Origin of the sequence: Campylobacter ureolyticus ACS-301-V-Sch3b (assembly GCF_000413435.1) — a bacterium.
Lineage (GTDB): Bacteria > Campylobacterota > Campylobacteria > Campylobacterales > Campylobacteraceae > Campylobacter_B > Campylobacter_B ureolyticus_A.
This window is the reverse complement of the sequence record NZ_KE340326.1, coordinates 740,439-763,322: the sequence shown is the minus strand read 5'-3', so window position 1 is coordinate 763,322 and position 22,884 is coordinate 740,439. Positions and strand designations below refer to the sequence as shown.

Below are 22,884 nucleotides of genomic sequence, written 5' to 3'. Positions count from 1 at the left end.
AAATGTTAACTTTACTTTTAGGACCGCCAAGAAGTGGAAAAACTTACAAAGCTGTAAATGATATTTATGAGGAATATTTAAAATTTAAGAAAAAAGAAAATAAATACAGATTTATTTATACAAATATTGTAGGTTTAAAATTTGATGAATTTGAGGGATATGTTAAGCCTTTTAATAAAACTGATTTTTTTAATGCAACTATTGAAGAAAGTGTTTTAAACTCTCAACACGAAAGCGGTTTTTTAGGCGATATAGTTGATTATGATAAATTTGCCTATGAAAAAGGAATTTATAAAAACTATCATCACACTTTAATTGTTTTAGATGAGGCTTATAATACTTTTACAAAAGAATTTAATAATTCTTTAGGTAGATTTTTGAGTTATCACGGTCATTTTGGTATTGATGTAGTTTTTCTTTTACAATCTCGCCGTCAAACAAATAGGGAGTATTTAGTTCATACAGAATTAATGTATATGGCTCAACCAAGTGGTAAAAGAATACTTTCAAGGCTTTTTAGATATAAAGTCTATTCAACTTATTTAGATTATCAAAAAAATTATATAAAATCAGAAAATTTAAGATTTAATCCTAAAATTTCAAATCTTTATAATAGCGGTTCAACTAAGATTTATAAAAGCTATGCAACTGGTAAAATTGTATTTTTACTTTTAATTATTTTTATTTCGTATTTTGGTTATAAGTTTTTAAAACCTAAACCAGCTAAACAAGAAACTATTATTTCTGATGAACGATTTAAAGATATTAATCAAACTAATCAAGGTGTAAAAGAACCGCAATTAATTCAAAATAGTGATCTAAATTTAGATCTTAATACAACAATTTTCAATGATAAAAGAACTTATTTAAAGATAACTTGCTATTCGCATTTTTGTAAATTTAGAAATTATAGTTTAGATTTGTCTTTAAATAGTTTTTTAGAATTAATTTCTAGTTTTGATTGTTATATTTTTTTAAAAGATGAGAAATCAGTAAATTATGCTGATTATTACTTATCTTGTCCTTTAGACTTTTCTAAAGTTATTTCTAATATTAATGATTTACAGGAGGTTTGCGATGAAAATAAAGGTAGTTTTAATACTTTTAGTTTTAAATAGTTTTTTATATTCTTTAGAATTTAGAACTATTAAATTCAGTGATTTTTTAGGTGAGATTAGCGGAATTACTGGTAAAAATATTGTGATTAGTGGTGAAATTAATACTAATTTTGATGTATTTTTGCCTACTCTTGATCTTACAAAAATTGAAGTTTTGGATGGATTATTAAAAGATATTTTAAAGGTTAATGGTCTTGATTATATGCTTCAAGATAGTGTTATTTTGATTTATAATCCAACTATTGAAGAAAATCCTATTTTAAATGATTATATTATAAAATTTAAGCATATTTCTAAAGATGATGTTATAAGTGCTTTAAATTTATTTAATGAAAATATTAAATTTAGTGTTTATTCTGATCGTGTTTTATTGATCACTACCGAAAGTCAATTTAAAACTATTGAAAGCCTTATAAAAGGACTTGATACAAGTTATCAGTTGAGACAACTTAGTTTTACAATTATAAGCACAGATAATTCAAAGTTAAAAGAAATTGGACCTAAAATAGAAGCTGTTTTAAATCCATTAGACCATTTTTATTTTAAGATAATTACAAATATTTTAACAGTTGATAGCACGAGTATAAAAAAAGATAGTGTTACAAGCTTGATAAATCTTTTGAAAGAAAACGGCGTTTCTGATTTGCTTTATAATCCTAGAGTTACACTTATAGATAATAAAGATAGTGTTATAGAAAGTGTAATTAAAACTCCTATTAAAAAATCACGTGTTGAAGTGCAAAATAATCAAACTGTAACAAGCGATGAAGTAGAGTATAAAGATGTAGGGCTTAGGCTTAATATAAGTAGTGTATTAATCACAAATGATAGTGTTAGTTTTAGTCTTGATCTTTATATTGAAAATTTACTAGATGATACAGATACGCCTAGAATTTCAAGTAGACATTTAAAGACAAATGTTTTTTTAACTGATAGTAATTCTTTTCTTATTGGTGGTATAAATTCAAAAGAAGTTATAACAAATGTAAAATCAATCCCTTTTATTGAAAATATACCTATTTTAGGTGATATAACAACCTATAAAAGCACAAAAATAAACGATTATAGTTTTAGTATTTTTATTACAATGTTACCAACTACAAATGAAGTAATGGTTTTTCCTTGCTATTTAGAAAATACACCTTTAAAAAGTTGTCCTAATGGTTATTTTAAAAGCACGCACGAACCGCGAAAGGGGTCCCCGCTTGCGGGGAATGGCGGGCGTGCTCTTGGCTATATATAATATAAGTGTGTAACCTAAGGTTTGAAAATGTATGGTATTACTGATTTTGATAAAAATCTCTTAAAATTAAAGCTAAAAAATCAAAAAAAGTTTTTAGATGAGAATTTTTTATTTATTAATGGCGAGTATAAACCTTATAGTGATTTTTATTTTTCATCGTGGCATAATTCTAATCGCTACATTGCAGAACTTAACAACCGTGTATCAAGTCTTAATAAATACGCTAATAAAAAAGGTTTAAAGCCTATTTTTGCTGTTTTAACTTTACCTACGGAGTATCATCAAAAAAAGCAAATTACTTTAAAAAGCGGTAGAAAAAAGCTAGTTTATAATAATAAATTTATTGATGATGAAAATCATACTGTAAAAGCTGGAGCTAATAAGCTTCAAAACGTAGTTAGAAGTATAATGAATTCTTTACATTTTAGAAAAATACCAAAAAATGAAAGATGTTATATAACCACTAAAGAACCACATTTAGACGGAACTTGCCATTTAAATTTACTTGTTTTTGTCCCTGAAAAATATGTATATGATTGTGTTTTAGCTATTAAATCAAGATTTTTAGATACTCATTCAAAAGTTACAATAGATATTAAAAATCCAACTGCTTATGTTATGAAATATATTTTTAAAACACTTGATGATTTAAGAAAAAATCCAAGTGTTGATAATTTAACTGATATTACATTTTGGTATTTAAAACATAGAATTAGGCGTTTTACAATGTCTTTAACTTTTATTTCCCTTGAAATTTATAGGAAATTAAGTGGTCGAATTGATTTAATAAGTTTAACTAAAAATTATAATAAAGGCTTAATTACTGTTTTAATTGATGAAAATAATAAACCTATTGTAATATTTGATGAATTCGGTGAAATATGGCAAAAAAAGAGAGTAAAAGAGCCTATTTTATTAAGTCAAAGACTTAAGCCAACTAAACCAAGCAAAAAAGATGAGATTTATTATAAATCTGTAAATAGAAATATGGCAATGAGTAAAAAAGAACTTCAGCATTTTTATAGGTATGATAGTCCAAAAGATAAAAATTATTATACTATGACTGATTTAGAAATTACACAAGAGTATTTTTACGCTACAAATCCACAAAGTGATTTTAATAACCCTTTAAAATTAGCTATTTTAGAAAATGAGATGTTAGATCGTGGCTTAGATAATTTTACTAAAAATCAAGAAATTCATAATCTTAATAATTCTGATGAGCTTTATTATGATTTTATAGATCAGGAAAAAATGTTTTTGGATTTTTAAAAATGAAATTTAGTTACTATTCTGATTTATATTTAAAATTAGGTAAAGATTATTGGAAGAATTCTACTTTTGAAAAAAATAAAGGTATTGTTAAAAATAGATTATCTTTTTTTAAAGATATGCCTATTAAAGATATTAAACCTAGTTTAATTAAACTTTGGCTTAATAATATTGATGATGTAAGTAATAAGAGTAAAAAGCATTATTTAAATTCTTTATCTTTAATTTTTCAACTTGCCCTGGAAGATGAAGAAATTAATAAAAATCCTATAATTTTTATTAAAAAACTTCATCATAAAACACCAAGAATAGAACCTTTTTCAAATGATGAAGTAATTAAAATTTTAAGATATTCAACTAAATTTAACGATAAATATCAATTATTTTTAAAAATAGGTTTTTATACTGGTATGCGAACAGGTGAGATATTGTCTTTAAAATTTAATGAAGTTGATTTAAAAAATAAAGTTATTTATATTAATTCAACTAGATCAAGATTTGGCGAAAATTCACCTAAAACAATTTATTCTATTAGAACAATACCAATTATAAATTTACTTTATGATAGTTTAAAATCTTATATGCAAAATTATCAAAATAATATTTATCTTTTACAAACTCAATATGATGAACCTTATAGAGATACACAGGTATTTACTAAAAGATTTTGGAAACCTACTTTAAAAGCTCTTAATATAGATTATCGTAGACTTTATAATATGCGTCATACTTATGCTACAAATATGCTTTATCAAAATATTGTTACACCTGTTGAACTTGCTAAGTTACTAGGTCATTCAAATCCTAAAATGATTTATGATGTTTATGTAAATTATCTTAATTCAAACTTAAAAGATTTTAATAGAGAAATTCAAATTTACTAAACGATACACAAAGGGTTTTTAAAAATGTGATTAAATCTTTATAAATTCCCTATAATAGGGACTAAATGGCGGACAGAGAGGGATTTGAACCCTCGAGCCCAGGTTATGAGCTGCACCCTTAGCAGGGGTGTGGTTTCGACCACTCACCCATCTATCCAAAAAAATAAGATTATAATTATATCTATTAATTTCTGATATATTGCTTAAATTCTAAAATCATCTAAAATTTAACTCTTTTAACTCTCCTACGATATCACCAAATAAAATAACATCTTTTAAAATGGCTTTTGTCGCATACCCATTTTCATCCAAAGCAAGATGAAGCTCACCTCTTTTTGATGAAAAAATCTTTTGATTTATAAAAACAATATAAGGTTGATATTTAGTATCTAGCTCTTTTTGAAGGCGTGATTTTTCCTTGTCTTGTGGAATTTTAATCTCAATTAATCCATCTTTGTCTTTTGCTCCAGCTACAGCTAAGGCAAAGTGCAAATGAGTAGTTTTTATTTTTGAAAAATTAAAAAACAAAGTCAGCAAATCATTTTGCGAGTAGTAATCCAAAATACTTTCATCTGTTTTTTCTAGGCTCTTATCATCGCCTTTATACCTTACAAATTTGATCTTTTTACTAATCTCATCAAATTTATAATTTTTCTTGCTTATTATTTGCCTACCCTTTTTATTTCGCCTAGTTTCTTGTGTATAAAATTTAGGAATTAAATAGTCCTTATAAATAGTTCCATAGCTATAAAAATACTCTCTTCTATCACCACTTAAACTATTTGCAAGCCCGGTGGTTTTAGCGTCCATATAAATTTCATAAGTGGCGTTGTTTTCATATTTTATAAGTTTTGTTTTTGCCTCTCCTACTTTGCCAAATATTCCAAATTTAACATCATAAGTAGCCGATATCTCACCACTAAAAACAAAACTAGCAAAAATAAAAATAAAGGCTAAAACTCTCATTTATCTACTTTATCCAAAACTCCATTTACAAATTTTGGTGAGGTATCACTTCCCATCTCTTTTGCAAGCTCAATCGCTTCATTTATAGCAACTGCTTTATCAATATCACTAAATTTAATCTCATAAGCTCCAAGCCTTAAAATAGCTCTTTCAACTTCGCCTATTTCATTCATTTTATACTCATTCAAATGCTCATTTAAAGCATCATCAAGAGTATTTAAATTTGACAAAATTCCATTTATCAATTCTTCAGTAAAAATTTTTTGTTTATTTCTTATCTTTTTACTCTCTAAAAACTCATCTTTAAACTCATCATTTTCGCCGTTTATATCTCTTGCATAAAGAAGCGATACAACAGCTTGTCTTACTTGGTGTCTTGTAGCCATTTACTCTCCTAAATTTTCATACAAACTAAGAAGCTCTATTAGTCCACTCATAGCTTCAAAGCCTTTATTTCCAGCTTTGCTTCCAGCTCTTTCAATGGCTTGTTCTATCGTGTCTGTTGTAAGCACTCCAAAGGCTACAGGCATATTATATTTTAAAGTAACATTTGCAATGCCTTTTGTAGTTTCTGCACTTACATAATCAAAATGAGGAGTAGAACCCCTAATTACCGCTCCAACACAACAAACTGCGTCAAATTTTTTACTTTCTAATACTTTTTGCAATGCAAATGGTATCTCAAAAGCTCCTGGAACCAAAATAAGGCTTAAATTTTCATCTTTTCCACCATGTCTTAAAAAGGCATCTTTTGCTCCCTCAACCAATCTATCGGTTATAATATGATTAAATCTTGAGCTAATGATTGCAACTTTTTTACTACCATCAATGCTGAGTTTTCCCTCTATGATTTTCATTTTTTTCCTTTTTTATAAAATTTTTAGCATTATAACACTAAATACTATTAAAGCTAAATAAAAAGCTTTTTTAAAACTAAATTTCTCATTATCAAAAACTATGCCAATTCCTACTGCCCCTATTGCTCCAATTGCCGTCCAGATAGCATAAGCTACACTCATTGGCATTGCCTTCATAGCAAATCTTAAAAAAAGAAGTGAAAGACCGAAATTTGCCATAATTACACTAAAAACTATATATTTTCTATATCCTCTAAATTTTGGAAACCTAGAATTTAGAAAAATACCAAAAATTTCCAAAGCACCAGAAATTAAAAGGGCAAAACTATGCATTTTTATTTTCCTTGCTATTTTCTTTATTTAAGCCAAAAATGCCGATTAAAAGCGTAATTATACAAAGAGTTCTAATAATATCAAAATTTTGTGTCGCAATTATCTCAGCCACAACAACAAAAAGTGTTCCAAGCCCCACATAAAGAATATATGCAAGACTTGTAGGAAGATGTTTAAATGACTGGATGAAGAAAAATGTACTTGCAAAAACAACAAAAATAGTTAAAATATAATGCAAATTTGTATGTGCAAATTTAAGACCATAAACCCATGCACACTCAAATAAAGCACCTATAATGACAAAAAATAATCCTTTATTTTTCACTTAAAATTTCTCTAATTTTTAAAGTTTGCTCGACAACTTTTTCAAGTTCTTTTAAATTTAGCATATTAGGTCCATCACAAAGTGCTTCGCAAGGATTTAAATGTGTTTCATAAAAAAATCCATCCACGCCAACAGCCGCCGCAGCTCTTGCAAGATATGGGACAAATCTAGCATCACCACCACTTTTTCCATCAAGTCCTCCAGGCATTTGCACACTATGAGTTGCATCAAAAATTACTGGGGCAAATTCTCTCATTATCGGCAAGCTTCTCATATCTACAACCAAATTTCCATAGCCAAAAGTGCTTCCTCTTTCACAAAGCCAAACACCATTGTTTTTAGCCACTTCAAAGCCACTTTCATCAACTCCACGAGTTTCAAGAACTTTTTTAACACTATGCTTCATCTGATCTGGCGCTAAAAATTGTCCTTTTTTGATATTTACGATTGTCTCAGTTTTTGCAGCTGCAACTAATAAATCTGTTTGGCGACATAAAAATGCTGGAATTTGCAAAACATCAGCTACTTCACTTACTGGTTTTGCTTGATAACTTTCATGAATATCTGTTAAAATTTTAAAACCAAACTTACTTTTAACTTCACTTAAAATTTTAAGTCCCTCTTCAAGTCCTGGACCTCTAAAGCTTTTAATGCTTGTTCTATTTGCCTTATCAAAACTACTTTTAAAATAAAAATCAAGCCTTTTATCTTCGTTAAATTTAACAAGCTTATTGGCAACTTTAAATATCAAATCCCTACTTTCAATTACACACGGTCCTGCTATTAAAATCATATTTTTCCTTTATTTTTGCATGGCGACTATAACGCCACTAACTATAACTAAAATTATACCAAAACCAGCCATTAAATTTGGCAAACTATCACCCATAATAATTCCTATTATTAAAGTAAAAATTATATCTGAGTATGCAACAGCAGCCACTGTTCCAGCGTGTCTTGAAGCAGCATACGCCTTTGTCATATAAGTTTGAAATAAAAGTCCAAAAACTCCCATTAAAACTATAAAAATCCACATTTTAGGTGTTGGCATTATAAATTTTGCAAATAAAAAATCAAGATAAATAGGCACTGTAAAAAACTCAGATGCAACCATACAAAAAAGTGGAACCAAAGTTCCTGAAAGCATAAAAGATAAAACTATTATTTTCGTATCATAAGCTTTTCTTAATTCATGCACGCTCATATAAGCAACTGCTGCTAAAAAACCATTTAAAAGTCCCATAAGATGGTTTTTTGTAAAACCTAAATTTGGCTGCATTATAAAAACTATCCCCAAAAATCCTATAAGTATACCAAACCAAGCCCAAAATCCAAGCTTTTCTTTTAAAAATATAGCCCCAAAAAGCCCCAAAAACATAGCTGAAGTTTTAGCAAATGTAAAAGCTTCGGCTAAGCCAATATTAGCGATGTTATAAAAAAATGCCATCATCGCAATTATGCCTACAAATCCACGCATAAAAAGCAAAAACAAAGCTCCACCTTTGGAATTATGCCCGTATTTAAAAATAGCCCAAAGAATTATGAATAACCCTACAACATTTCTAAAAAATGAAATTTCAACTGAACTCATCCCACCTCCCAAAGCCTTAGCAAAAGCTCCAGTAAGTGCGAAATAAAATGAGGCTAAAAGCATATAATAAACGCCTAAATTTCTTATCAAAAACCTTTTATTCATAAAATTCTCTCTTTCATAAGCACTATTTTAGTATAATCTTGCTTAACGGCTAATTTAATAAAAATACTTAAAGGCAAATTTATGGATGAAAAAAAATTAAAAAATATAGTGCTAAAACTTGTTAAAATTTTTGCTATTTTTTGTATGAGTTTTGTAGTGCTTTACTCAGCCGCACTTAGTTTAAGTGATAGCAAAGAAATTTTAGATCAAAAGCAATTTTTTATTATAAGTGCCATTACAACGCTAGTTATTTTAACAATTATATTTATTTTTATAAATTTAAGCCCAAAAAAAGATAAAAAAAATATATCAAAAAATGGCTCTAGTAATTCACTAAAATTTAAAGATCAAATTAAAGAAAAATTAAGCACTTATGAAAAAGATCCATTATATATTAATTTAAGCCTAACTATAAAAGACACGTATTCACTAAATTTTAATTATGATTTTACGCTAAATAACAAAAAAATTAATGAAATTTTTGATTTTATTTATAGCAATATAAACTCAGATTTAAAAGAAAATAAAGATGAATTTTTACTAAATTATGAAAAATATTTTCAAAATTATGATTTAAAAAATGCTGAAATTGTGATGTATTTTTCAAATTTAGTAGGTCTTTGGGAAAAAATACAAAATTTAATCTTTAAAAAACTTGATGTAAAAAATAGTGATATAAAAAATATAACCAATAAAATTTGGAATTTGTTTATGAAAAACTATATTAACGCATATTCTCCAGCTACTTTAAAAAGACAAAAAGGTCAAATTGCAATACAAATTTATAAAAACCTACTTTATGAAATTTTGCAAAAAAACTCATTTCAAACAGCAGAAAATCTCCTAGAAGATACAGGTAAAGAAAAAAGAAGACAAGTTATTTTTGAAATTTACAATAGCCCAGATAAAGAACTTTTAGAAGTTTATTTTTATAACACTTTTTATGTAGGGTCGTTTTTAAAAACTTGGCAAAAAAAACAAATTCTTTTTGAACAAGATAGGCTTTTTTACGATGCATTAAATTTTATCTTTAAACAAATGCTTGAAAGCTATATTGACAGTCCAGTTCATTTTAGCAGCCTATCACAAAACGAGGCTAAAAATTTATCTAAAACTATCTTAAAAGCCGCTCTTTATAAAAGTGGATTTGTGCCTTTTAAAGCACCACTAAGAAATGGTTTAGAAATTTTAACATACGATAATAGACCTGAGTTTTTAGGCTCTTTTGATTTTTATTTAGACTTGTTTTGTTATAAATTTAAAGACAAAAAAGAAGATGACTTTAAACAAATTTGTCAAGAAATTTTAAAAACTGAGTTAAACTCATATAGTGCAAACTGGCTTTTGCAAAAAGACGGGGAGTTTGGAAAAAAGCTTTTTTATCAAATTTTACCAATTGCACTAAATAAAATTTAGCTAAATTTAGGCGAATTTGCAGTATAATGAAAACTTAAAAATAGATTAAGGATTAATTTTTGCAAAAAATAATGATTATTGGCCGTCCAAATGTGGGTAAAAGCTCACTTTTTAACCGTCTTGCAAGGCAAAGGATTGCCATTACAAGCGATGTTAGTGGAACCACAAGGGATACAAACAAAACTGAAATTGAAATTTATGATAAGACTTGCTTTTTAATTGACAGCGGCGGACTTGATGAAAGCTCAGAACTTTTTAAAAATATAAGAGAAAAAACCCTAAAAGAAGCAAAAGAAGCCGATATAATTTTATTTATGGTAGATGGCAAAATGATGCCTCAAGATGAAGATAAGAAAATAGTCTATTCTCTTATGCGACTTAAAATTCCTATTTTTTTAGTCATCAATAAAATCGATAGTAGAAATGATGAAAAAAGAAGTTTTGAGTTTAACGAGTTTGGCATAAAGGATAGTTTTGCTATCTCAGTTAGTCACAACACAGGTATTGAAGAGCTAAAAGATGCTATTTATCCACTTTTAAAAGATAATTTAAAACCAGATGAAACAGAATTTTTGGAAGATTTTTTAGAAAACTTTGATGATAGTGGCGAGTTTGTAGAAAGTGATAAAAATATAAAAGTTGGCATAATTGGTCGTGTAAATGTTGGCAAATCAAGCCTTTTAAATGCTTTGGTTAAAGATGAAAGAAGTGTTGTAAGCAGTGTTGCAGGAACTACGATAGATCCTGTTAATGAAACTTTTATTTATAATGATAAAACTATTGAGTTTGTCGATACTGCGGGCATTAGAAGACGTGGTAAAATTGAGGGAATTGAAAAATTTGCACTAAATAGAACTGAGCAAATTCTAGAAAACTCAGATATTGCTTTATTGATTTTAGATAGCAGTGAGGATTTAACAGAGCTTGATGAAAGAATAGCCGGACTTGCAGCTAAATTTGAACTTGGTGTGATAATTGTTCTAAACAAATGGGAAAACAAAGGTGAAAAAGACTTTGATCAAATTTCACTACTAATAAGAGATAAATTTAAATTTTTAAGTTATGCTCCAATTATTAGCGTTTCAGCACTACAAGGAAAAAGAGTTCATAAAATTTATGATTTAATACTTGAAATTTATGCAAATTTTACAAAAAAACTTAAAACATCTCGCCTAAATGAAGTTATAAAAGAAGCTACTATAAATCACCCAATTCCACACGATAAAGGCAAAATTGTAAAAATTTATTACTGCGTTCAGTTTGGATTTAATCCACCAAAAATAGCACTTATAATGAACCGTCCACGCTCACTTCATTTTAGTTATAAAAGATATCTGATGAATAAAATTAGAGAAAATTTTGATTTAACCGGCGTTCCACTTGTATTAATTCCAAGAAGTAAAAACAAAGATGAAAACGATGAAGAGAAAAAATAATATCGTTTTAATTGGCTTTATGGGCGTTGGCAAGGGAACTATCGCAAGAGCGCTATATAAAGAAACTGGACTTTTTCCACTAGACTCTGATGATTTGATAGAGAGTGCGTATAACTTAAAAATAAAAGAAATTTTTGCAAAACATGGCGAAGATGAGTTTAGAAAAATAGAGAAAAAATTGGCTAAATTTATAGAAAAAAATGTTGATAATGCCATTATCTCAACAGGCGGGGGATTTTACAAAGTGCCAAATTTAAAGAAACTTGGAACTATTATCTACCTAAAATCAGACTTTGAGGGCATAATAAATAGGATAAAAAACTCTCCAAATGCTACAAAAAAACTAGCCAAAAGACCACTTCTTAAAGACTTAAATGAGGCAAAAAAGCTTTTTGATAAAAGAGAAGATGAGTATGAAAAAGTGGCTGATTTGATAGTGGATGTAAGTGGCAGATCCCCAAAAATGGTAGCTATAAAAATTAAAGAATTAATAAAGGATAAAATTTGATAACACTAACCGGACTTCAACCATCAGGAAAACTTCATTTAGGCAACTATTTCGCAAGTATAAAACCGATGGTAGAAAAGCAAAATTTAGGCGATAGCAAGATGTTTATGTTTATCGCAAATTACCACGCAATGACAAGTGTAAGCGATGCACACAAACTTAGCGATAACACTTACGAAGCAGCGTGTGCTTTTTTAGCTCTTGGGATTGATCCTAAAAAAAGCATATTTTGGGTTCAAAGTGATGTAAAAGAGGTGCTTGAACTTTACTGGATATTAAGCGCTTATACACCGATGGGACTGCTTGAGCGCTCTCATGCATATAAAGATAAGATTGCAAAAGGCTTTGATACAAAACATGATCTCTTTAGTTATCCTGTTTTAATGGCAGCCGATATTTTACTCTATAGTGCTGATTTTGTACCAGTTGGAAAAGATCAGATTCAACATGTTGAAATAGCAAGAGATATAGCTCTTAAATTTAACAACGCTCACGGTGAGATTTTTACATTGCCACAAGCAAAAGTTGAAGAAAACTTAGCCACAGTTCCAGGCACTGATGGGGCTAAAATGAGTAAAAGCTATAAAAATACAATTGATATTTTTAGCGATGCCAAAACCTTAAAAAAGCAAATTTCAAGCATCGTAACTGATAGTACTGCCTTAGAAGAGCCAAAAGAGTGGAGAGATTGCAATGTTTATAAAATTGCTGAGCTGTTTTTAAATGAAGATGAAAAACTTGCCTTGCAAAAAAGATATGAAAAAGGTGGCGAGGGTTATGGGCACTTTAAAATGTATCTAAATGAAGTCATTTGGGACTATTTTAAAGATGCAAGAGAGAAATTTGACTATTTTATGAACCATAAAGATGAAGTTTTTGAAATTTTAGATGATGGGGCAAAAAAAGCAAAAGCCGTAGCAGAAAAAAATATGCAAAAAATTAGAAAAATTTGTGGAATTTATAGATAAAACATTTATAAAAGTTTATTATAATTTTGACTTTAACTTAAAATTTAGGAGAAATGATGGGAGTATATGAATACGCTAGAATTATTCATCTATTTTGTGCGATAATTTTCGTGGGATATCTATTTTTTGATGTTGTTGTTTTTAAAATGGCTTTAAAAAAAGTTGATAATCAAACTGGTGAAAAAATGAAAAAAGCTATCACTTCAAGTGGAGTGAAAATAATGCCATTTTGTGTTTTACTGCTACTTTTAACTGGTGGACTTATGATGACAAGATGGGTTGGAAGCAACGCTGGTGGATACTTTAACTCGAATTTACAGATATTTTTTATGATAAAAGTGCTTTTAGCATTTGTTATTTTTATCGCAGTTGCTACAAATTTAAGTTGTAAATTCATCTTTAAACGCCCTAGCCCACTTGGAGATATACATCCTTTAGCGCTTATTTTATCGGCATTTATCGTTTTTTTAGCTGTATATTTTCAATATGCAGGATAAAAATTTGATGAGTTTTAAATTTAGATGCGAGTTTTATTAATTTTAATTTTCGTCACAGTTATATTTGGTCTTTTTTTGTTTTATTTTGTGTCTTTTAGGAAAGTAAAAGGCACAAAGTTAATTTTTTATCCAATAAAAATTTTTTCTTATTCGCTTTCGCTTTTTATTTTTATACTTTTTACCTATGCTATTTATGATACAATCACTGAACCTCCTAGAATTTATCATGATAAATATATAAAATTAATTTTAGAAACACAAAAATATCAATTTTATGGTGCAACACTTAGAAATTTAGACTCGAAACATGGCAGAATTTACTCATACGAGGGTGAAATACAAATAAAATGTCTAGATAAAAATGATCCAAAATGCGAAAATGGATTTTTAAAACTAACGCCTGAAAAAGAAGAATACAAAAGATTTATTAAGGCTATTATACTTATAGGGGTAATGTTTTTTCCAATTTCACTTTTAGCGAATAAAGAAATAACTATTTATAAGGGTAAAATTACGAAAAGCATGGAGTTTGGATTTTACAAAAAAAATTACACTATGAATTTAAAAGATATAACCATAAAAAAAGTAAAATCATGGTATGAGCTAATAGACAACTCAAATAACATGAAAATAACTATTTCAGCACCATATTCTAAAAAAGATTTAGATAAAATAGTTGGAATTATTCAAAGATTTCAAAATATTAAAAAATAAAATAAATCTCCAATTTTAGCCTATTTAAATCAAAATTTTGATAAAATAGCGATTTTATGGAGAATAACTATGATAAATTTAAAACTAATAGAAACAAACTTTGATGAGTTTAACAAAAAACTCATCGCCAAAAAAGTAAGCAAAGAGGCATTAAAAGAGCTTTTAGCTGTTTATAACGACTTAAAAGCAAAAAAACTTGAACTAGAAAATTTTCAAGCACTTCAAAACACAAAAAGCAAAGAAGTTGGCATAAAAGCAAGAAATGGCGAAGATATAACTGAACTTAAAAGTGAGCTTGAAGAAAATAAACAAAATATTCAAAAATTGCAAGAAATAGTAAATTCTATTCAAGAAAATCTAGATCAAAAAGCATCTCACATCCCAAACATAATAGATGATGATGTGCCTTTTGGAGAGGATGAAAACGAAAATGTTGAACTTAAAAAAGTTTTAGAAGTTCCTAAGTTTAGTTTTACTCCAAAACCACACTATGAGCTTGGAGAAAAACTTGGTTGGCTTGATTTTGAACGCGGTGTAAAGCTTAGTGGAAGCCGCTTTACCGCCATTAAAGGCTATGGCGCAAGACTAAATAGAGCTTTGATTAATTATATGATTGACTTTAACCAATCTCGTGGTTTTGAGCTTGTGAATGTCCCATTTGTTGTAAAGCCTGAAATTCTTTATGGCACAGGACAACTTCCCAAATTTGAAGAAGATCTCTATAAAATAAACGAAGATGAACTTTATCTGATACCAACAAGCGAAGTTCCAGTTACAAATTTATACGCCGATGAGATTATAAATAGTGAAAATTTGCCAATCAAAATGACTTGCTATAGCCACTGTTTTAGGCGTGAAGCAGGAAGTGCAGGGCGCGATACTAGGGGAATGATAAGACAACATCAATTTGAAAAAGTTGAGCTTGTTTCTATCACAAAAGCTAATGAGAGCGATAAAGTATTTGAGGAGATGGTAAGTTGCGCAAGTGATCTTTTAACTAGCCTTGGACTAGCTCATCGTCATATGCTACTTTGTAGTGGTGATCTTGGATTTAGCGCGGCAAAGACAATTGACCTAGAAGTTTGGCTACCATCACAAAATTGCTACCGCGAAATTAGCTCTATTTCAAATTGCCGTGATTTTCAAGCTCGTCGTGCTAAAATTCGCTATAAAGATGGCAAAAAAAATGTTTTAGCACACACACTAAACGGCTCATCGCTAGCAGTTGGTAGAACCTTAATTGCAATAATGGAAAATTACCAGCAAAGTGATGGCTCTATAAAAATACCAGAAGTTTTGGAAAAATATCTATAAAACAAAAAGTGCTTTACAAATTTAAAGCACTTTAAATTTCACTCCTTTTTTAGGCGTAAAATTTATTTAATCCTTGCAAAAATAGAGGCTAGTATTCCACCTGAAATATTGTGCCATACACTAAATAGCGCTCCAGGAACTGCGGCAAGTGGCTGGGTGGCAAAATGAGTTAAAGCTAAAGATGTTGCTAGACCTGAGTTTTGCATACCTACTTCAACTGATAGAGCCTTTATCTTTGCCATATCTTTTGTAACTGACTTGCCAACTAAAAAGCCAAACAGATACCCAAATAGATTGTGACAAACAACTACTAAAACTATAATTCCTAAATTTGCTATTATTTTTTCAGCACTTACGCTAACTACAGCTATGACAATTGCCACTATTCCAAGGGTTGAGATCATAGGTAAAACATCTTTTAAAATTCCAGCTATTTTTGGTAAAAATCTATGTGCTAAAATTCCAAGCACAATAGGAACAATCACAACCTTAACAACACTTAAAAACATAGCTATTACATTTACATCTATACTTTGACCGATTAATAGTTTTGTTAAAATAGGCGTCATAAAAGGAGCTAGTAGTGTCGTGCAACTTGTAATCCCAACAGATAGAGCCACATCGCCTTTACTTAAGTATGTAATAACATTTGAACTTGTTCCACCAGGACAGGTTCCAACAAGAACAACACCAATTGCAAGACCAAGGGGGAGATTAAACCCTTTTACCAAAACATAGGCAATTAATGGCATTATTATAAACTGCGCGCCAATGCCAATTAAAACAAATTTTGGTCTTATAAAAAGCTCTTTAAAATCACTTGCCTTTACATTAAGCCCCATACCAAACATTATAATGCCTAAAATATAAACTACCCACGATGTTTTAACTAAGCTTGATCCAACTTGTGGATAATAGAGTGAAAATAGTGTAGCAAGCACAACTAAAATAGCCAATTGCTTTGAAACAAACAAACTTATGTTTTTTAACATCTTTTAACCTTTATTAAAAATTTCTAAGAAAATTTAATACTTTAAAACCCCTAATTTTAGAGGTTTTAATTATTTTTTTAAATTAAAATAGCTGTTTAGTGCAGCAACATAGGCTTTTGCGCTAGCAAGCATAGTATCAACATCAAGCCCACTTCCCAAAACAGCTTTTTTATCTTCAAACTGAACTTTTACAGTTGCTTTTGCCATAGCATCTTTTCCACTACTTACTGCTTTTACTTGATAATCTTTTAAAACACCATTAATGTTTGAAATCCTATCAACTACTTTAAAGATAGAATCCACAGAGCCATTTCCAAGAGCTGAATCGCTTATTATTTTATCTTTATTTCTTATTGTAATGCTTGCACTTGAGTGTCCTTTATTGCATGAGTTTGAACTTAGTGTTATAACTTCAAAAACTTCAGGTATTTTTATCATCTCATCAGTTATTAAAGCCCTTAAATCATCATCAAAAATATCTTTTTTTTGATCGGCTAAAATTTTAAATCTCTCAAACGCTGCATTTAGCTCATCATCATTTAATTCAAATCCAAGAGCCTCAAGCTTGCTTTTTACAGCATGTCTTCCTGAGTGTTTTCCAAGCACTATATTATCATTTTCAAGACCAATGTCACTTGCTTTTATAATCTCATAGGTTTCAGGATGCTTTAAAACACCATCTTGATGAATTCCGCTTTCATGTAAGAATGCATTTTTACCAACAATTGATTTATTTGCTTGTGGCTCCATTCCAGTTATTGAAGAAACTAAACGACTAGTTTTATAAATTTCTTTGCAAACTATATCTGTATAAAGTCCCTTAAACTCATCTTTTCTAGTTTTTATGGCCATGACTATCTCTTCAAGTGCAGCATTTCCAGCTCTTTCACCAATTCCATTAATTGTGCACTCTACTTGCCTAGCTCCAGCCATTACTCCAAATAAACTATTTGCAGTAGCAAGTCCTAAGTCGTTGTGATTATGAACTGAAATAATGGCTTTATTTGCAACATAATCACTCATTATTTTTATAAAATTATAAATTTCATTTGGAAGCCTATATCCAACAGTATCTGGTAAATTTATAATGGTTGCACCTGCTTCAATAGCCGCATCAACAATCTCTTTTAAAAAACTTATTTCACTTCTTCCCGCATCTTCACAACTAAACTCTACATCATCTGTGAAAGTCTTGGCATACTTTACGGCATTTTGTGCGATTTTTATAACTTCGCTTGGTGTTTTTTTAAGTTTAAATTCCATATGAATTGGGCTTGTGGCGATGAAAGTGTGAATTCTTTTATTTTTAGCTGGATTTACAGCCATGCCTGCTGCTTTTATATCGCTTTCAACAGCTCTTGCTAAAGAACAAACATTTATTTTATTAACTGATTGAGCAATTTTTTCTATTGCATCATAGTCCCCTGGACTTGCAGCAGCAAAACCTGCCTCAATAACATCTACGCCCAATTTCTCAAGCTGCAATGCTAATCTTAACTTCTCTTCAGTATTCATAGAAGCCCCAGGGCTTTGCTCGCCATCTCTTAGTGTGGTATCAAATATAATTATTTTATTATCCATTTTTTATCCTTTTTTTAGTTATTATGGTATTAAAGAGCTAAAATTTAGCAACAAAATTAAATTGTAAAAATATAGAAAATTTTTTAAATGAGAATAAGAAGCAGTAGGGTATTAAAATCAGTGTGAAATGTTTGAAATTTTTTGAATGCATTTTGTTTGAAATTCATCCTTGCTCCTTTTATAAATAAAATTTATTGATTATACTGCATTTAGTTCTTTTTTGCAAGGATTTTATAAAAATAAACTTTACCGAGAAATTCTCGGTAAAGTTTAGTGACTTTGTTTTTCTTTAGCCTCTTTTATATCTTTTAGCTCATCATCTTCATCAACTTCTGAAAGTCTTGATACAAGATTGTTTTCTTCTTCAAATTTAGAGATTATTTCTCTAACTTTAGCACCTTCAATTGTTTCTGACTTGTAAAGCTCAGCTACCATGTTTTCAATCGCACCAGAATAAAGCTCCATAGTTTTTACAACCTCATCAAATCTTTTTGAAAGCATTTCTTTTATACTTTCATCAAGCTTTTGAGCTGTTTTTTCACTATAATCTTTTACGCTTTGTCCACCAAGGAAAGTGTTTCTTTGCTTTTCTAAAACCATAAGCCCTGCAACTTCACTCATTCCATACATTGAAACCATGGCTTTTAAAATATCAGTTGCTCTTTCAAGATCATTACTTGCACCAGTTGAAATCTCTTTTATAAATACTTTTTCAGCAGCGCGCCCTCCCAAAAGAACATCAACTTCTGCAATTAGCTCATGATATTGCATAAGAAATTTGTTCTCTTCAGGTGTGTTTAAAGTATATCCTAAAGCTGAAAGTCCTCTTGGGATGATTGAGACTTTTGTAACTTTTTTAGCCCCTTTTGTAACCTCTGCAATAAGCGCATGCCCGCATTCATGATAAGCAACAATTCTTTTTTCTTTTGGATTAACTCGGCGTGATTTTTTTTCTAGTCCTGCTATACTTCTTTCAACTGCCTCAACTAAATCCTCTTGTTCAACAGCTCTTTTAGACTCACGTCCAGCTAAAAGAGCGGCTTCATTTACGATATTTTCCAAATCAGCTCCAGCAAGTCCTGTTGTAAGTCTAGCAATCTCTTCAATATCAATATCATCAGCAAATTTTACATCTTTCATGTGAATTTTTAAAATATCAATTCTACCTTTGAAATCAGGTCTATCAACTAAAACTTGTCTATCAAATCTACCAGGTCTTAAAAGTGCTGGATCTAAAATCTCAGGTCTATTTGTTGCAGCCATCACAATAACAGGAGATTTATCAGCATCAAATCCATCCATTTCAGATAAAAGCTGATTTAAAGTCTGTTCTCTTTCATCATTCCCCCCCATTGGAGCACTTGATCTACTTTTTCCAATAGCATCAATCTCATCTATAAATACAATAGATGGTGCCTCTTTTTTAGCATTTTCAAACAAATCTCTTACCCTACTTGCTCCAACTCCAACAAACATTTCTATAAAGCTTGATGCTGAAATACTAAAAAACGGCACATCAGCCTCCCCTGCAACAGCTCTAGCTAAAAGTGTTTTACCAGTTCCTGGAGGTCCTACAAGTAAAATTCCTTTTGGAATTTTTGCTCCAAGGCGCAAGTATTTATCAGGACTTTTTAAATAATCCACAATTTCTTGAACTTCTTCTTTTGCCTCTTCAACGCCTGCAACATCATCAAATTTTACCTTTGGTTTTTCAGAATTAACAAGCTTTTTACTACTTCCAATTCCTAAAATTCCACCACCTACATTTTTTTGCATTCTGCTTACCAAAAACATCCAAATTCCAAAGAAAATAAAAATTGGTATAACCCAAGTAAATAAAATATCGGTTAAAACATTTGACTCATTAAAAGCTCCATAAGGAATTTCATTTTCATCAAGTGTAGCTGTAAGGTTTGGATCTTGCACTTTTTTAGCAGTATAAAGCACATTTCCACCATCTGCTTTTATAGTGCTTTGACCAATATAAACTTTTGAAATTTGCTTATTGGTTATTAAGCTTTTAAGTTCAGAATAAGGAACATTTCTCGTTGTTTTTGAGCCGTCCATACCAATGTCTGGCGACATAGATCTAAATACCGCTATAATCAAAACTGCAAAAATTAAAAACACAATTATAGGATTTTGATTAAAAAAATTGCTGTTTTTATTGTTTTGATCATTTTGGTTATTATTTTTTAAGTTATTATTCAAATTTAATCCTTTTAAATTTATTTTTTAAATACAAAACTTACCCAATCGTTTTTTTGCAAACTCTCAACTAACTCAAGTTGGCAAAATTCTTTTTTAATTTTATCAAAATATTTTTCCAAAATTCCTGATAAAATTAAAATCCCACCTTTATTTAAAGATTTTATAAGATCATTTTTTAACACTATGATAACATCAGCAATGATATTTGCTACAACAATATCATATGTTTTATCTGTGTTTGTAACGCTTCCTGTATAAATTTCAAATAATTCTACACCGTTTTTCAAAGCGTTTTCTTTAGTTGCTAAAACTGCCTGAGCATCAGTATCGCAAGCAGTTACTTCAAGTCCTAATTTTGATAAAGCTATACTTAAAATCCCACTTCCACATCCAACATCTAAAGCTGATTTATAGCCATTTTTATATTTTTGAATAAGAGCTAAGCACATATTGGTGCTTTCATGATGACCAGAGCCAAAAGCAAGTGCTGGATCGATCATTAAATTTAATTTGTTATCTTTTGGTTTCTCCCAACTTGGATGGATATAAATTTCACCAACTTCAACTGGTTGAACACCTTTTTTATACTCATCTATCCAATCGATATTTTTTTTCTTTTCATCTTTTAACTCTAAATCTATTTTTAAATTTAGAGCTTTTTCAAGGCTTTTTCTATACTCTAAAAAGGCAAATTTTAAAGTATCTATAGAGCTTTTATCCTCATCACGAATTATGAAAAAATCATCTTTAAACTCAACTGCATCAACACCCATTTCAAAAGCAAAATTTTTAAAAAATTCCAATGCATTGCTTCTAACAATAAGTTCAAAGTAAAATTCTTTCATTTTTTACCTCATTTTGTAAAATTTGATATTTATTTGAAAATTATTATTTTACAAAAAAATAGTTCAAATTTAGCTTAGTTTAAAAGCTTTTTCTAAATTTATTTTACCTTCGTAATATGCTTTTCCTACAATTACTCCATAAATTTCATCTATTTGTTTTGCTTTTACAATATCATCAATGCTAGAAACTCCGCCACTTGCAATAGTCTTTTTTCCACTTTTTAAGGCTATTTCTTTGGTAAAGTCAAAATTTACTCCACCAAGCATTCCATCTTTGTTTATATCAGTACAAATTATAGCATCAACTTCACTATCTTTATAAATAGCTGCTAAATCAAAAGCTAAAACTTTACTTTGTTTTGCCCAGCCATGTGCTGCCACAAATCCATTTTTTGCATCTATTCCAACTGCAATTTTATAAATTTTAGCTAATTGTTTTGTAAGTTCTGGATTATTTAAGGCAGTTGAGCCTAATATAAATCTATCAACTCCTAAATTCTCATAAAATTTAATTGCCTTTTCATCTCTTATGCCGCCACCTACTTGTATTTTTAAATTTGTTGATTTTACTATTTCTTCAATGACTCTATAATTTATACTTCTTCCTGCAAAAGCTCCATCTAAATCAACTATATGAAGCCACTTTGCACCAAAATCTTCAAATTTTTTGGCCTCATCGCTTGGGTTTTTAGAGTAAATTTTTGCACTATTCATATCGCCCTTGCTAAGCCTTACAACGTAGCCTTCTTTTAAATCAATTGCTGGGAAAATCTCCATTTTATCTCCTTTTGTTTTTTTATTTTGTCTTTAAAAAATAACTTTTTTTAGTTATGTAAATATATAATCCCAAAGAAGCTACTAAAAATGCGATTGCCACTATCAAACAGATTGGATAAATAATTTCATCTGGTGAAGTCATGGCAAATTTAAACACAAGCATCAAAGCTTCAATCGCAAGAGCTATGATAATTGATGATAAAAATTTTATCATAGTTTTTGAATTTGTGCTATTTTTTTCATGTCTTCCTAAAATTTCTTCCTCAAAATATGCTTTTATAAGGTCCAATATAGCCAAAGAAAGAGTTAATAAAATCGTTGATTCAAATATTTTTGATGTATCGTTTAAGCTAAAATTTGTAACAACTATACTTTTTACACCAAAATAAAATAAAATTGCCGCTACACAAAAAAGTGTTACACTTATAATAAAGTATGAAAGTCTTGAAATTTTACCAAAAGCACTATCAACAGAACTTGGATTTATAAGCTTTAAAATATCTTCAAGTAAAATATCACAGCAAACAACATATAAAAGCTCTTTATCTTGCGAATAAATAGGAACTGCCATAGTAACTTTAAGCTTGCTATCAAAAGTGCCAGGATATGGCTCACAAAGATAAGCTCTTTTTTCTTTTACAGCTTTTTTATAATATGACTTAGTGCTTTTATCCTCGCCTTTAAAAGTGTTTTTTATACCCTTAGCAGAAAAAACTAAATTATCACTTATTTGATAGCCATTTTTATCTAAAATATAAAAAGTATCGTATCCCATAAGCTCATCTGAGATATTTTTACAACTTTTTAAGATTTTTTCTTCATCTATATCTTCACTAAAATTTGGTAAATTTTGACTAAAAATATAACTAAGATAGGCTTTTATTTTAGACTTTGTTAGTTTAAATTCTTCAATTTCTCTAATTATCAAATA

At 29.4% G+C, this 22,884-nt stretch carries 24 protein-coding genes and 1 tRNA gene; 11 read left to right on the top strand and 14 right to left on the bottom strand.

Annotation, left to right across the window (positions count from 1 at the left end; all coding sequences use genetic code 11):
• Nucleotides 1–2: 2 nt before the first annotated feature.
• The 4 genes from HMPREF9309_RS03900 to HMPREF9309_RS03885 are packed head-to-tail and all read left to right on the top strand — an operon-like array spanning nt 3 to nt 4,517.
• Complete coding sequence (locus HMPREF9309_RS03900) at nt 3–1,118, top strand: zonular occludens toxin domain-containing protein (protein WP_016646622.1); 1,116 nt, start codon at nt 3–5, stop codon at nt 1,116–1,118.
• Nucleotides 1,078–2,361, top strand: a complete 1,284-nt coding sequence (locus HMPREF9309_RS03895) for a type II secretion system protein GspD (protein WP_016646621.1) — start codon at nt 1,078–1,080, stop codon at nt 2,359–2,361. The genes HMPREF9309_RS03900 and HMPREF9309_RS03895 overlap by 41 nt, the downstream gene beginning before the upstream one ends.
• 27 nt (nt 2,362–2,388) lie before the next feature.
• The gene (locus HMPREF9309_RS03890; protein WP_016646620.1) at nt 2,389–3,633 is read left to right on the top strand and encodes a replication endonuclease; all 1,245 of its coding nucleotides are present in this window, start codon (nt 2,389–2,391) and stop codon (nt 3,631–3,633) included.
• Nucleotides 3,634–3,635: 2 nt separating this feature from the next.
• A complete protein-coding gene (locus HMPREF9309_RS03885; RefSeq protein ID WP_016646619.1) occupies nt 3,636–4,517 on the top strand; it encodes a tyrosine-type recombinase/integrase in 882 nt (293 codons plus the stop codon).
• A 66-nt stretch (nt 4,518–4,583) separates the two neighbouring features.
• Here HMPREF9309_RS03885 and HMPREF9309_RS03880 read toward each other — a convergent pair.
• The 8 genes from HMPREF9309_RS03880 to HMPREF9309_RS03845 form a co-directional block, all read right to left on the bottom strand.
• Nucleotides 4,584–4,674 (bottom strand) — tRNA-Ser (locus HMPREF9309_RS03880).
• 59 nt (nt 4,675–4,733) lie between these two features.
• Complete coding sequence (locus tag HMPREF9309_RS03875; RefSeq protein ID WP_016646618.1) at nt 4,734–5,483, bottom strand: DUF3108 domain-containing protein; 750 nt, start codon at nt 5,481–5,483, stop codon at nt 4,734–4,736.
• Nucleotides 5,480–5,869 carry a transcription antitermination factor NusB gene (nusB, locus tag HMPREF9309_RS03870; protein ID WP_016646617.1) on the bottom strand — a complete coding sequence of 130 codons (390 nt, stop codon included), beginning with the start codon at nt 5,867–5,869 and terminating at the stop codon, nt 5,480–5,482. The genes HMPREF9309_RS03875 and nusB overlap by 4 nt, the downstream gene beginning before the upstream one ends.
• Entirely contained in the window at nt 5,870–6,340 is a 471-nt protein-coding gene (gene ribH, locus HMPREF9309_RS03865) for a 6,7-dimethyl-8-ribityllumazine synthase (RefSeq protein ID WP_016646616.1), read from the bottom strand.
• 12 nt (nt 6,341–6,352) lie between these two features.
• Complete coding sequence (locus tag HMPREF9309_RS03860) at nt 6,353–6,673, bottom strand: DMT family transporter (protein ID WP_016646615.1); 321 nt, start codon at nt 6,671–6,673, stop codon at nt 6,353–6,355.
• Complete coding sequence (locus HMPREF9309_RS03855; protein WP_016646614.1) at nt 6,666–6,998, bottom strand: DMT family transporter; 333 nt, start codon at nt 6,996–6,998, stop codon at nt 6,666–6,668. Before HMPREF9309_RS03855 ends, HMPREF9309_RS03860 begins: the two co-directional genes overlap by 8 nt.
• The gene (gene kdsA / locus HMPREF9309_RS03850) at nt 6,988–7,791 is read right to left on the bottom strand and encodes a 3-deoxy-8-phosphooctulonate synthase (RefSeq protein ID WP_016646613.1); all 804 of its coding nucleotides are present in this window, start codon (nt 7,789–7,791) and stop codon (nt 6,988–6,990) included. The genes HMPREF9309_RS03855 and kdsA overlap by 11 nt, the downstream gene beginning before the upstream one ends.
• Before the next feature lie 9 nt (nt 7,792–7,800).
• Nucleotides 7,801–8,694: a DMT family transporter gene (locus HMPREF9309_RS03845; protein ID WP_016646612.1), complete on the bottom strand. Its 894-nt coding sequence runs from the start codon at nt 8,692–8,694 to the stop codon at nt 7,801–7,803.
• A gap of 81 nt (nt 8,695–8,775) precedes the next feature.
• On the opposite strand from HMPREF9309_RS03845, the gene HMPREF9309_RS03840 reads away from it, so the two are divergent.
• From HMPREF9309_RS03840 to serS, 7 genes are all read left to right on the top strand, one after another.
• A complete protein-coding gene (locus HMPREF9309_RS03840) occupies nt 8,776–10,110 on the top strand; it encodes a hypothetical protein (RefSeq protein ID WP_016646611.1) in 1,335 nt (444 codons plus the stop codon).
• Nucleotides 10,111–10,169: 59 nt separating this feature from the next.
• On the top strand, nt 10,170–11,546 hold the full coding sequence (gene der / locus HMPREF9309_RS03835; protein WP_016646610.1) for a ribosome biogenesis GTPase Der: 1,377 nt from the start codon (nt 10,170–10,172) through the stop codon (nt 11,544–11,546).
• A complete protein-coding gene (locus tag HMPREF9309_RS03830) occupies nt 11,521–12,054 on the top strand; it encodes a shikimate kinase (RefSeq protein WP_016646609.1) in 534 nt (177 codons plus the stop codon). Before der ends, HMPREF9309_RS03830 begins: the two co-directional genes overlap by 26 nt.
• Nucleotides 12,051–13,022: a tryptophan--tRNA ligase gene (gene trpS, locus HMPREF9309_RS03825; protein WP_016646608.1), complete on the top strand. Its 972-nt coding sequence runs from the start codon at nt 12,051–12,053 to the stop codon at nt 13,020–13,022. Before HMPREF9309_RS03830 ends, trpS begins: the two co-directional genes overlap by 4 nt.
• Nucleotides 13,023–13,075: 53 nt before the next feature.
• Complete coding sequence (locus HMPREF9309_RS03820; RefSeq protein ID WP_034907686.1) at nt 13,076–13,519, top strand: copper resistance protein CopD; 444 nt, start codon at nt 13,076–13,078, stop codon at nt 13,517–13,519.
• Between the two features lie 75 nt (nt 13,520–13,594).
• Nucleotides 13,595–14,233 carry a hypothetical protein gene (locus HMPREF9309_RS03815; protein ID WP_196799662.1) on the top strand — a complete coding sequence of 213 codons (639 nt, stop codon included), beginning with the start codon at nt 13,595–13,597 and terminating at the stop codon, nt 14,231–14,233.
• 69 nt (nt 14,234–14,302) lie between these two features.
• Nucleotides 14,303–15,547, top strand: a complete 1,245-nt coding sequence (gene serS, locus HMPREF9309_RS03810; protein ID WP_016646605.1) for a serine--tRNA ligase — start codon at nt 14,303–14,305, stop codon at nt 15,545–15,547.
• A 62-nt stretch (nt 15,548–15,609) separates the two neighbouring features.
• Here serS and HMPREF9309_RS03805 read toward each other — a convergent pair whose 3' ends face one another.
• The 6 genes from HMPREF9309_RS03805 to HMPREF9309_RS03780 all read right to left on the bottom strand — a co-directional run bounded on the left by HMPREF9309_RS03805 (nt 15,610) and on the right by HMPREF9309_RS03780 (nt 22,881).
• Nucleotides 15,610–16,539: a bile acid:sodium symporter family protein gene (locus HMPREF9309_RS03805; protein ID WP_016646604.1), complete on the bottom strand. Its 930-nt coding sequence runs from the start codon at nt 16,537–16,539 to the stop codon at nt 15,610–15,612.
• 69 nt (nt 16,540–16,608) lie between these two features.
• The gene (locus HMPREF9309_RS03800; protein WP_016646603.1) at nt 16,609–18,120 is read right to left on the bottom strand and encodes a 2-isopropylmalate synthase; all 1,512 of its coding nucleotides are present in this window, start codon (nt 18,118–18,120) and stop codon (nt 16,609–16,611) included.
• Between the two features lie 270 nt (nt 18,121–18,390).
• Nucleotides 18,391–20,331, bottom strand: coding sequence for an ATP-dependent zinc metalloprotease FtsH (gene ftsH, locus HMPREF9309_RS03795; RefSeq protein ID WP_016646602.1), 1,941 nt, complete (start codon nt 20,329–20,331; stop codon nt 18,391–18,393).
• A 17-nt stretch (nt 20,332–20,348) separates the two neighbouring features.
• Nucleotides 20,349–21,176: a 50S ribosomal protein L11 methyltransferase gene (locus HMPREF9309_RS03790; RefSeq protein ID WP_016646601.1), complete on the bottom strand. Its 828-nt coding sequence runs from the start codon at nt 21,174–21,176 to the stop codon at nt 20,349–20,351.
• A 69-nt stretch (nt 21,177–21,245) separates the two neighbouring features.
• Nucleotides 21,246–21,953, bottom strand: coding sequence for a 1-(5-phosphoribosyl)-5-[(5-phosphoribosylamino)methylideneamino]imidazole-4-carboxamide isomerase (hisA, locus tag HMPREF9309_RS03785; RefSeq protein ID WP_016646600.1), 708 nt, complete (start codon nt 21,951–21,953; stop codon nt 21,246–21,248).
• Between the two features lie 19 nt (nt 21,954–21,972).
• Nucleotides 21,973–22,881, bottom strand: coding sequence for a PDC sensor domain-containing protein (locus HMPREF9309_RS03780; protein WP_016646599.1), 909 nt, complete (start codon nt 22,879–22,881; stop codon nt 21,973–21,975).
• Between the last annotated feature and the right edge of the window lie 3 nt (nt 22,882–22,884).